This is a genomic window from candidate division TA06 bacterium B3_TA06, assembly GCA_005223075.1.
In the GTDB taxonomy this organism is placed as follows: Bacteria; Hydrothermota; Tepidihabitantia; order B3-TA06; family B3-TA06; genus B3-TA06.
In genome coordinates this window covers 105,917-116,158 of sequence record NJBO01000003.1, presented here as the reverse complement: position 1 = coordinate 116,158, position 10,242 = coordinate 105,917, and the positions used below count along the sequence as shown (strand labels likewise).

Below are 10,242 nucleotides of genomic sequence, written 5' to 3'. Positions count from 1 at the left end.
GGAGACTGGAGCCTCCGAGAGACGTTCAGTCAGTCCAGTATCTTGAACATGTAGAACCCGGCAAAGGCTGGATTCGCCTCATCCGGCCGCCAGGTCCCCTCGTCAAGTGACATAAGCGTCTCAAACTTAACCAATCTCATCTCCCCCGCCTTCTCTTCACCAGAATACTCATAATCCCCTGGCCCGGTGTGGTAAAGCAAGTGGGGTTCACCCTTGATCTGTAGGTAGATCATCACGTGCGAGGACTTGTCTTTTGGCGTGAAGAACAACAAATCCCCTGCCAGCACACCATCGTCTAACCTTCTCGTGAGCTTTACCGTATGGTAATTCATAAGATGCGGAACGTCGGCAAAGTTGCCCAGCTTGCCCCTCTCGCGGTCGCCCGGCTCATACGGACCGTCGGCCAGGCGAAAGATCTCTGTCCAGATGTAGGGAACCTTCGGGTAGTGAAACGCCGCGATCTCCGGGATCGAGGGGTCTAAGAGCTCGCCGAACTGCGCGCGCCAATCCTCGTCATGGGACTTGAGTGCCTCCCTGTATGAATACAGAACAAGGCCCGCGCAGTCTCTGATGTCATCTCGCGGGTTAAGGTGTCTTGATAGCGCTATGGTTACAAACCATCGGCGGAAGTTGTGGCGGTCGGCTGATGTTTTAAGCTCTGCCGCGTCAGGGAAGCCGTCTCTGTCCGCATCCACGGCTTGATGTGGGGTTGCTCCCACGATAAAGAGAAATATCAAGGTATACATTCTTTTCTCCTCCTCAATTGTTAGAATCTGTACCGTTATTCGACGCTACAAGCGACCCAAAAGGTTTGCTCTTCGGTTTGGCAGTATAGAGCGGTTGGGCTTTATTGTCAAGTAACTCCCGTTCACCAATAAAGGTGAACCGGGCCTTGTGGCCCGGCTGTAAGCCGACGAGTGGATTCGAACCACCGGCCTACGCTTTACGAAAGCGATTACCGGAATGCAAAGCCACCTAATTCCTTAACTTACATCTGCCCAAATCGGGGCTGTGTCAATAGGTGTGTTAGTCGCTGCCGTCTAGGATACGTCTCAGGCGGTCTCCTAAAGCGTTAGACGCTTCTCTGACTGTTTCAGGCGGGGTGTGGACGTATCGCTTGGACGCAGCTAATGTGCGGTGTCCCATAAGCGCACGGATAGTATATTGGTTCGTACCCAGCATGTTCAGAAGGGTTCCACATGTATGCCTTAAGTCGTGGAAGCGAACGTCCTCTAAACCGGCTGTTTCGCACGCGGTGTTAAAGCTCCTTTTCCAATCTCCATATTCAGTGCCGTCAGCCTTGCAGAAGACGTATTCAGCGTAAGGGTAGTTATGCCTTAGTCCTGACAATATCTCCTGCAAGTAGGGGTTAATCGGGAAGTAGAGCGGCTTGCGGTTTTTGTGTTCACCGGCGGGGATAATGATATTCCCTGTCTTAAAATCCACTTGACTCCACTTCAGGTTCTGTAGATTACCTTTACGTAAGCCGGTGAGGATAGCGGTTAAGACAATCTCATACAGGATTGGGTTGTGTCCAACGCCTTTCCGTTCGCTTAGCGCCTTGCAGGCGTCAAGGAGCCGTTTGATTTCGTCTGGGGTCAGATAGCGTTCTCGGCCTGGGGATTCCCTAAGCTTCTTTACTTTCCTGACAGGATTCTCTTGAATGAAGTCAAGCTCACAGGCATACTCCATTATGGAGCTTAGCAACGACCGTTCACAGTTCACCGATGCTGGGGACACTTCCTGCAGACGTTTCTGAGAGTGGAGTTTAATCGCCCGCTTGTCTATCTGGTCAAGCCTCATAGAGCCAAAGTTCTCTATGAGCTTCGACATCCTGCAAAGGTTCCTTGCATAGGTGCTTTTTGAGTACTGGCGTTTACTGTAGGCTAGATAGGTCTTAGTGAACTCTGCAAGCGTCGGGACTTCCTTTGCTTTTTGACCTTCCAAGGCAGCCATAATTACACTCCGGATTTTCAATAGAGCCTCAGACTCTTTTCGAGTCTCCAGAGACCGGCGGATAAGCTTTCCGTCAATCATTACACGCACGTAGAGCATCCCGTTTTCCCTACGGTAGATGCCCACGTCTACGGGTATTCTATCCGCACCTGCCCGGATGTCAAGGGACTTAACGTTTAATCGCCCTATCTCTCTTTCCTCACGTGTCCTTTTGTGTCTCGATTTCCTTCGCAGTACAGGCTGATCCGTAACCGTTCCCATTTTCTTCGCAAGGAGAATCAGCAACAATATGCCAACGGCTATCGCGATGATGAAAAAAATTTGTCTTTTATTCATTTGAATTCCCATTGTTGATATAAGAATAGTCCCTATTTCCTTCGTGTCAAGCCCCCTTCCACGCAAGCTCCACGCATGGTGTCTATGATGTATTTATCAAGTTTGAGCGTTTTTTAATTCTTCTTCATTAAAACCGTATGCCACGAAGTAATCGCAATCAGCAGGCTCGGAAGTGCGGAAGGAAAGAAAGGCTATAGAGCGGGAAGGGAATCATCAATACGGGATAGCAATAGACGTAGTGTCGCCTTGAGTTTGCTGTATTTATTCCTTAATTATAGATTTATCCACCATTTCCCCCATTTTTTCCAATAAACCAATAAATACGCTTGCGTTTACTAAGTGGCGCAATTGCGCAACTTAATAATTCCTTCCCCTGGCAGTTATTTATGGGCATTTTTATTTCCCTAAATCTAATCATCTCAAATAATAAAGTCTTGGCAGGCTTCCTTGTCTTGTTCTTTGCGTATTTTGACAAGTCTAGCTTGCTCCTCTTCTGTTTTCTTAACTTCGTCCTCTATCTTCTTAAAGTCGGTTTTCGCCTGAGCCTTGGAACGCTTTTTAGACAAGCAGCCCTGCCTCGCGCCTGCTGGTTAGTGCTACACTGCTGCGGGGTGAAGGGGAATATGCTTGACGTACTCTTATAGTTAGATATACTGGGGGTAGACATGGGTACCAATTCTTTACACACCAATCAAGACCTCTTCTCAAACCACTACCTTGAAGAAATACTACCAGAAGAAAGAGAATGGCGGGATCACGAAGGGATTGAAGAAGCCTTTGAAGGTATCTCCAAGCTCTATAAGGAGAATTTAACGAGACTCCCCGCTTTAAGCGAACCTCAACTGGAAAACGACTTCATCAGGCCCATACTCGAAATACTCGGTCACCATTACATTGTTCAACCGCGAGAGAAAACCGCCGAAGGCATCAGAAGGCCCGATTATGCGTTATTCGACACGGAATCTGCAAAAAAGAAAGCCTCTACGGAAAAGGGCAAGGAATGGGAGCTTTTCAACAAAGCAATAGGTCTTTGCGAAGCCAAGCATTGGAATCGCAAATTAGACCTTTCATCGCGTTACGAGCCCGACCTGTTTGATTTCGAGTACCGCAACCCTGCCTACCAAATGCACCTGTATCTTCTCTATAGCGAGGTACGTTGGGGCATACTCACTAACGGGCGAATCTGGCGTTTGTATGAGCGGGAACAAAGCAAACACCTTGACCGCTACTACGAGGTTAATCTTGTAAGCCTAATAAACTCCGACGGGCCCCTCTTTGCAGCAGGCGTAAGCCGTGATGAACAACTTGAAGCCTTTAAGTATTTCTACATGTTCTTTCGCTGTCAAGCATTCCCGCGATTTCTCGACTACGTGCTTGACGGCTCAGTCCGTTACGCTGAAGCCGTCGGCGCGGAGCTTAAGGACAACGTTTACAAGGCGCTTCGAATACTCGCTCAGGGATTCGTGGAGTTTAAAGAAAACCGCTTGGAGCCTGTGCGCGACAAGGAGCTTATACGCGAAAACTGCTTTGTTCTTCTCTACCGTCTCTTGTTTATACTCTACGCCGAAGATAAGTTGCTCCTGCCAATCTCTAACAGAAGCTACCTTCAACACTACAGCCTGGAGAGTATGAAGGAGGAGATATACGCAAGGAAGGACGGGCCGCCTTACGGCGGCAGCATACCTATGCTGTGGGGCAAACTATCTGCCCTTTCAACACTTATAGACCAGGGGGAAAAAGACCTGGGTATTGCCCCTTATAACGGTGGTCTCTTCGATGACAATCAGCACGAGTTCCTCAAGAAGTACAAAATAGGCGACCGCTGGCTTGCCGAGGTTATTGACCTTTTATCCAGACCCCAGACAAAGACTACGCCAAAAAAGGAGTTCATTGACTATTCGAGCTTGAAAATCAGGGACCTTGGGAGCATATACGAGGGGCTTTTAGAAAATCATCTTGAGGTTGCCTCTGAGCCGATGGTCGCGGTAAAAAAGGGAAAGAAAGAGCAATGGAAGCCCTTGCGGGAACGCAAAGAAGAGGAGATAAGCAAAACTACGGACAGCGTAGGGAAAGGGGAATACTACCCCGTGACAGAGCGGGGCGACCGCAAGGCCACAGGCTCTTACTACACGCCGGACTACATCGTGAAATACATTGTCGAGCACACCCTTGAACCGCTGACCAAGGACATTAAAGAGAAGGAACTCCTTTCGCTCCGTGTGCTCGACCCGGCAATGGGTTCGGGACACTTTCTGGTTGAGGCAACCGATTTCCTTGCCCCCAAGCTTCTGGGAGTTAAGGAGATTGAGGAAACGGAGGACGAGATCGGCAAGGCAAAGCGTTTGATTATAGAGCGCTGCATCTTCGGGGTGGATAAGAACCCGCTTGCTGTGGAGCTTGCCAAGCTTTCCTTGTGGCTTTCAACCGTGGCCGCGAACAAGCCGCTTTCCTTCCTTGACCATCACCTGCGTCCTGGAGATTCGCTTATCGGCGCAAAGGTTGCAGAGCTTGGCAACCTGCCGGGCGAGAAAACCGGCTCGCTGTTTCAGCAGATAGTTGAACACTACTCGGCACGCACGATAGTCTATTATAAGCAAATTGAGGACGAGCCTTCGGATACCATTGACCAGATAGATGACAAGATAAAGCGGCTCAAGCAGGCGCGGGGGATGATGAAACCTTTTCGCCAGGCCGCCGACGTCTGGGTCTCCACCTACTTCGGGAACGAGGTCAAGCCGAAGGACTACTCGCGGCTTGTGGAAGCGCTGAGGCAAGACGATAAAAAGGCATTTGCCGCGCTGGAGCGCGAAAAGTGGGTGGATAAAGCAACTAAGCTCTGGAACAAGCATCACTTTTTCCACTGGGAGCTTGAGTTTCCAGAAGTGTTTTTCGATAAGCACGGCAGGCCGCTTGCCAATCCCGGCTTCGACGCGGTGATAGGGAATCCGCCGTATGACGTTCTTGAGAAGGAAAGGAAAGGAATCTCTAGCCCCCATAAAGAATTGGGTGATTATGTAAAGAATATCCCTCTGTACGAGGCAGCGCTAGGTGGTAAGCTTAATCTGTACCGATTATTTATTGTAAGAGCATTAGGGCTTTTACAACGAGGGGATCGATTTGGTATGATTGTGCCTTTATCTTTGGTTGCAGATATAAGTTGCTCAAAAGCGCGACGTAATTTGATGCTTTCAACCTGCGAATTATTAGCAGATTGTTTCCCGCAAAAAGATAATTCTAAACGGAGAATTTTTAAGGATGCAAAACTGTCCACAACGATTGTTACTTGTATGAACGAACCTCAATCACCCAAAATGACTCAAATTCATATCCGGGTGTTTCCTGGAAACAGCTTTGAAGATGAATGTCGTGAGGCTTTAATCAAATTTGATGATTTGGTATTGCTCGATCCAAATAATATTCCTATTCCTTTAGTTGACCAGAGTAACTGGGAGGTTTGTCGGAAAATGTACCTAACCGAAGGTATTGTAAGATTAGCAGAAGAAGATACTTTTGATGTAAGAAGAGGAGAAATCAATCAAACAATATATAGCAAGTTCATTACCAGTGATTCCAGTATGTCTAGATTATTGAAAGGAGTGGAAATTGGGAGATACTATTTCCAAGATGTGTTAAGTCAAGGTGAAAGGGAATGGTTCGATGAGAAGAAATTTTTGGAGGATGGAAATTCTATTCCTGAAGAAGTATTCAAGCGTCGTATAGCAACTCAAAGAATAACGGGAGTTGATGAAAAATGGCGAATCGTTGCAATGATTATAAAGCCACCGACCTATTTTGCGGATTCTACAAATTCCATTACTTTGAATGTTAGGACGGAGTACGATCTTTATTATTTAATGGGTTTGTTAAATTCAAAGTTGTTCCAGTGGAGATTTAAGATCACAAGTACGAATAACAACGTGGGAACAAACGAAGTAGAGTCTATGCCCATCCGCACAATCGACTTCTCCAAGCCCGAAGACAAGAAGATGCACAACGATATGGTTGAGCTTGTACAAGCTATGCTTGACCTGCACAAGCGCAAGCAGGAGATAGTTAAAGAATACTCCGGCTGGCTGGAGCACCTTATAGGGGCAAAGCTCGCTGAGCTTTCGGGCAGGGAGCGCATCCGCGGCCTTGAGAAGCTTGACGATGCCAACGCCCTTGCCGACCTTATCGCAAAGAACCGCAAGCTTGCCTTCAACACCCGCGAACCCAGGAACTACGAGCTCCTCTCAAAAGGTTTTGATAAATACAAAAACAAACTCACGCCGGTCGTAACTGAGATCGCCGAAACTGACCGCGAGATTGACCGCCTTGTCTACAAGCTTTATGCCTTAACCCCTGAGGAAATCGAGATCGTTGAAGGAAAGGGAAATCCCTGCAAGGGATAGACTATCGCCCACCATAATTTCACCCTAAGCCCCTGCACCAAAATTGCACCACTTTTGCACCAATTCCTTGCCCTAATCCTGCTCTGAAATCTCAGAGAGGCAATTTCTTAAAGTCGCAATTTTAGGCAAAGGGGCTTGACAAAAGGATAGTCTAAGTGTATAGTATTTCCTTATGAGGTTGGCAGATCGGCAAAAAAGAGGATATTAAATGACCGAATCTTCAGGCGAGACAAAAGAACAGCCGAAAATAGGAATGGGCGAACAAGAGCGAGAGAAGGCTTCCGACATAAAAACAGGCAAGGAATTAGTTGCGGAGTTCTTTAAAGAACTTGACATTTTGCGGATCGATGCCGATGTTATGGGTCTTTTACGTTCCCTTTTTTATAGCAGTAGATTTACCAAAGAAGAGATTCTTAATGGGTTGAAGGAATTGAGAGAGGCAGGCAATGGATAAAGTTAGTCTAAAGAGATTAACCATAGAGGGTTTCAGAGGCATTCTAAAGCCTGTTGTGCTTGAATTCCCCAATAATGCACCAAATCTCGTTTTATACGGCAACAATGGTGATGGTAAAAGTAGCTTTACAGATGCGATTGAATGGTTCTTTACTGACGAAATAGAAGACCTTAGAAAGGAAGGTTGCGGTAGAGAGGATTACTTCAATAAGGCTTTGCCCGATAGTCAAGATGCAACTGTTACGCTTGAATTTGATGATGTGAACTTAAGCTCCGTTAAGACGTTGAAAAGGAAAGGGGGGTATTATTCTTCGAATCAATCTGAGGAATTTAATAAGTTTATAGAGGAGGTCGCGAAAGAATCATTCATTTTAAGACATTCTACGATAGGAAGATTCGTTGACAAGACAAAAAGTGAAAAGCTTGAAGATATAGAGGAAATTGTAGGGTTTAGGGTTGTAACGGAGATGAGAGAGATTCTGCTGAAGGTATACAATGCGTTGAAAGATGACAAGGAACTAATCCAAAATGAAGCTAGGTTGCAGAATAGCAAAGAAGAAATCGGTCGGATTATTGGTCGCGACACTTTTGAAATTCAGGATATTATCAGTTATGCTGAACAAATAAGAGCAGAACTAAAGCATCTCGAATTAAGGGGACTGACTTTGACAGACAGTTCGACTGAACAAATAAGAGCAGAACTAAAGCATCCTCAACCAATAACGGATTTTGAGTCTCTAATTGCAGTAGCCAACACCCTAGATGAACAAACATTGAGAACCGACAAAGGTAAAAAGCGCCTTGCGGTTGAGGTTTTACAGAGGGCCATTGAGAAAATACGCACACCCGAAGAAATTTGTAATCAGTTAAAGACCATCGCCGGCAAACACAACAAACTTGTTGCGAAACCGGAATTGTTGGCTGCTTCGGCATGGGAAGGTCTTTATGCCAAGGCCCAACAGATTTTGAGTAAAGGGTGGGGTGCACCAAACAAGTGCCCTCTATGTAAGAGTAAATTTGATACGTTGCAACTCCAAAAAACTGTGGAAGAAGAAGTAATTAGGCTCGAAGCATTGTTAAAAGAGAAAAAGGAACTTATTGATAGCGTGAAACAATTGAGGGTAAGTATAACTTCATCTATGGATGGAATCCAGGAATTCGAGAGCGAAGAAAACAAGAAGCTCCTTACCTTGCCCGACGAATTGAATCAGATAATTAACTGGCTGAACCGCCTTAATGCGTGGAACGATTTGACAATCAATATGCAGAAGGTTATTGAACCAACTGAAGTAGGAGTGCCGAATGATGAAAGTCTAAGAGTCTTAAGTGAAGCTATTCAAAAGACACGAGGGAAGTTAGCAGCGCTCAAGGATGAACTATCTGATACCGAGGAAGAAAAGATTTTTTACAGGAATGTCGCCAGGCTTGACTCATTGCGCGATAATTTTATAAAGATCCAAAGGTTGAATCAAAAGATTGAGAAATTCAGGGAACAAATATCATCAATGTGGCATGTACTACGAGATTTTGAAAATCGAGAAAAGGAAGGGCTTAACGCCGTGATCTCGGTGATATCTTCCGACGTTGAAAAATTTTTTGCTCGTCTTCATTTGGACGAAAAAATAGATCAAATACAGCTTATTCAAACAGAACTTAGGGGTGTCGAGTTCAAGCTTCTGTTTCACGGCTTGGAAATATCACCACCGCGAAAGGTTCTAAGCGAATCCCACATGAATAGTCTTGGTATCTGTTTGTTCTTAGCCTTCATTAGATACTTCAACAAAGTAAGCAATTTCATTATACTCGATGACGTTATTAGCAGTTTTGATTCGAACCACAGGTTTGCTTTGGCAAGGTTACTCCGTGATGAGTTTTCTGATGTTCAGATTCTGCTTTTTACACACGATGATCTCTGGTTTGAAGAGTTGAAGAAAACCTTGTCACCTACAGGTAAATGGCGTTTTCGTGGGTTGAAAAAATGGTCAATTGAAAGAGGGGTTGAGGTCATAGAGTCACCAGCTACATTAGACGAAAGAATCAAATGGCAATTGGAGAGAAATAATATACATGAGGCTGCGAATCGTTGTAGAACTTTAATTGAAGAATTGTTGAAAGACAAATGCTCTAAACTCGGTGTGAAAAGCCTTGAATTTCGTGTAGGCCCTAGGAATGATCAAAGAGAAGCAAGCGAGTTGTTAGATGGTCTGCGGAGTTACATAAATGAGAACCAGTCTCTGCGTTCAAAGGATGGGAAAGCAATTTTTGATGATTTAAGAGCAAGTCAACTGCTGACAAATTTAGGTTCACATCATCGGAACATGCAATCAACTACTTTAAGTAGAGGGGATGTGGAAACGGTTCTTAGAGATATAGATGAATTTAAGGCCCTTTTCGTTTGTCCAAGTTGTAATACAGAAGCTTGCAAAAAATACTCACCCAACAATGCGAAACTCAAGCAGTGTCGGTGTGGTAATCTGAAAATTTGAGGTGACAAGATGAAGAGAATCCCAGTTCAATCGAGTAATCTTGTATCCGTAGGGTACAACCGATCTACTCAAGTCTTAGAGGTGGAGTTTCATGGGGGTAGAATCTATCAATACTTTGGTGTTCCACTTGCCTTATATGATGGTCTTATGAATGCTCCTTCAAAAGGTCAGTATTTGGATCAAAACATAAAAAAGGAAGGATACACTTACATTCGGGTAAAATGACGAGGTTGCCCCGTGTACATTTGAAAGACGGATTCAGAGAGCGGCTTGAGAAGATATAGACCTACTGCACTAACCTTTTGAGTTCTGGGCAGCGGCCCAAACTGACGGCGGTGTGTTTGGGCTGTGTTTCTCCGAGCACCTTTTGGGCTGTGTCAGTAGGTGTGTTATTTTAGGGGTTCTTAGCCATTTTTGCACCCAAACGCCTACTTTTCAGGTGTGATAGGGTAAACCTTGCACCCGCCCAAAGGGATACCTATATCCCTTGTAAGTGCTTGTGTTACAACGGGTTGCGCCCTACTGGGTAACGATTGAAAAAGCCGACGAGTGGATTCGAACCACCGGCCTACGCTTTACGAAAGCGTTGCTCTACCGCTGAGCTACGTCGGCAAGTTTCT

The 10,242-nt window shown here is 45.6% G+C and carries 6 protein-coding genes and 1 tRNA gene; 4 read left to right on the top strand and 3 right to left on the bottom strand.

Features of this window, described 5'->3' with window-relative positions; genetic code table 11:
- Nucleotides 1-29: 29 nt before the first annotated feature.
- Nucleotides 30-746 carry a hypothetical protein gene (locus tag CEE36_03270; protein ID TKJ43720.1) on the bottom strand — a complete coding sequence of 239 codons (717 nt, stop codon included), beginning with the start codon at nt 744-746 and terminating at the stop codon, nt 30-32.
- Nucleotides 747-1,026: 280 nt separating this feature from the next.
- Nucleotides 1,027-2,304: a hypothetical protein gene (locus CEE36_03265; protein ID TKJ43719.1), complete on the bottom strand. Its 1,278-nt coding sequence runs from the start codon at nt 2,302-2,304 to the stop codon at nt 1,027-1,029.
- 653 nt (nt 2,305-2,957) lie between these two features.
- On the opposite strand from CEE36_03265, the gene CEE36_03260 reads away from it, so the two are divergent.
- The 4 genes from CEE36_03260 (at nt 2,958) to CEE36_03245 (ending at nt 9,847) form a co-directional block, all read left to right on the top strand.
- Nucleotides 2,958-6,683 carry a hypothetical protein gene (locus CEE36_03260; GenBank protein ID TKJ43718.1) on the top strand — a complete coding sequence of 1,242 codons (3,726 nt, stop codon included), beginning with the start codon at nt 2,958-2,960 and terminating at the stop codon, nt 6,681-6,683.
- Nucleotides 6,684-6,891: 208 nt separating this feature from the next.
- Complete coding sequence (locus tag CEE36_03255; protein ID TKJ43717.1) at nt 6,892-7,137, top strand: hypothetical protein; 246 nt, start codon at nt 6,892-6,894, stop codon at nt 7,135-7,137.
- Complete coding sequence (locus CEE36_03250; GenBank protein TKJ43716.1) at nt 7,130-9,622, top strand: hypothetical protein; 2,493 nt, start codon at nt 7,130-7,132, stop codon at nt 9,620-9,622. The genes CEE36_03255 and CEE36_03250 overlap by 8 nt, the downstream gene beginning before the upstream one ends.
- 9 nt (nt 9,623-9,631) lie before the next feature.
- Nucleotides 9,632-9,847 carry a KTSC domain-containing protein gene (locus tag CEE36_03245; GenBank protein ID TKJ43715.1) on the top strand — a complete coding sequence of 72 codons (216 nt, stop codon included), beginning with the start codon at nt 9,632-9,634 and terminating at the stop codon, nt 9,845-9,847.
- A 315-nt stretch (nt 9,848-10,162) separates the two neighbouring features.
- Here the strand turns inward: CEE36_03245 and CEE36_03240 are convergent.
- Nucleotides 10,163-10,234: transfer RNA gene (locus CEE36_03240), tRNA-Thr, on the bottom strand.
- Nucleotides 10,235-10,242 lie beyond the last annotated feature (8 nt).

What these genes read in the sequence shown, in the direction of transcription:
- CEE36_03270 (TKJ43720.1), bottom strand. Translation starts at nt 746, where the DNA reads ATGTATACCTTGATATTTCTCTTTATCGTGGGAGCAACCCCACATCAA.
- CEE36_03265 (TKJ43719.1), bottom strand. Translation starts at nt 2,304, where the DNA reads ATGGGAATTCAAATGAATAAAAGACAAATTTTTTTCATCATCGCGATA.
- CEE36_03260 (TKJ43718.1), top strand. Translation starts at nt 2,958, where the DNA reads ATGGGTACCAATTCTTTACACACCAATCAAGACCTCTTCTCAAACCAC.
- CEE36_03255 (TKJ43717.1), top strand. Translation starts at nt 6,892, where the DNA reads ATGACCGAATCTTCAGGCGAGACAAAAGAACAGCCGAAAATAGGAATG.
- CEE36_03250 (TKJ43716.1), top strand. Translation starts at nt 7,130, where the DNA reads ATGGATAAAGTTAGTCTAAAGAGATTAACCATAGAGGGTTTCAGAGGC.
- CEE36_03245 (TKJ43715.1), top strand. Translation starts at nt 9,632, where the DNA reads ATGAAGAGAATCCCAGTTCAATCGAGTAATCTTGTATCCGTAGGGTAC.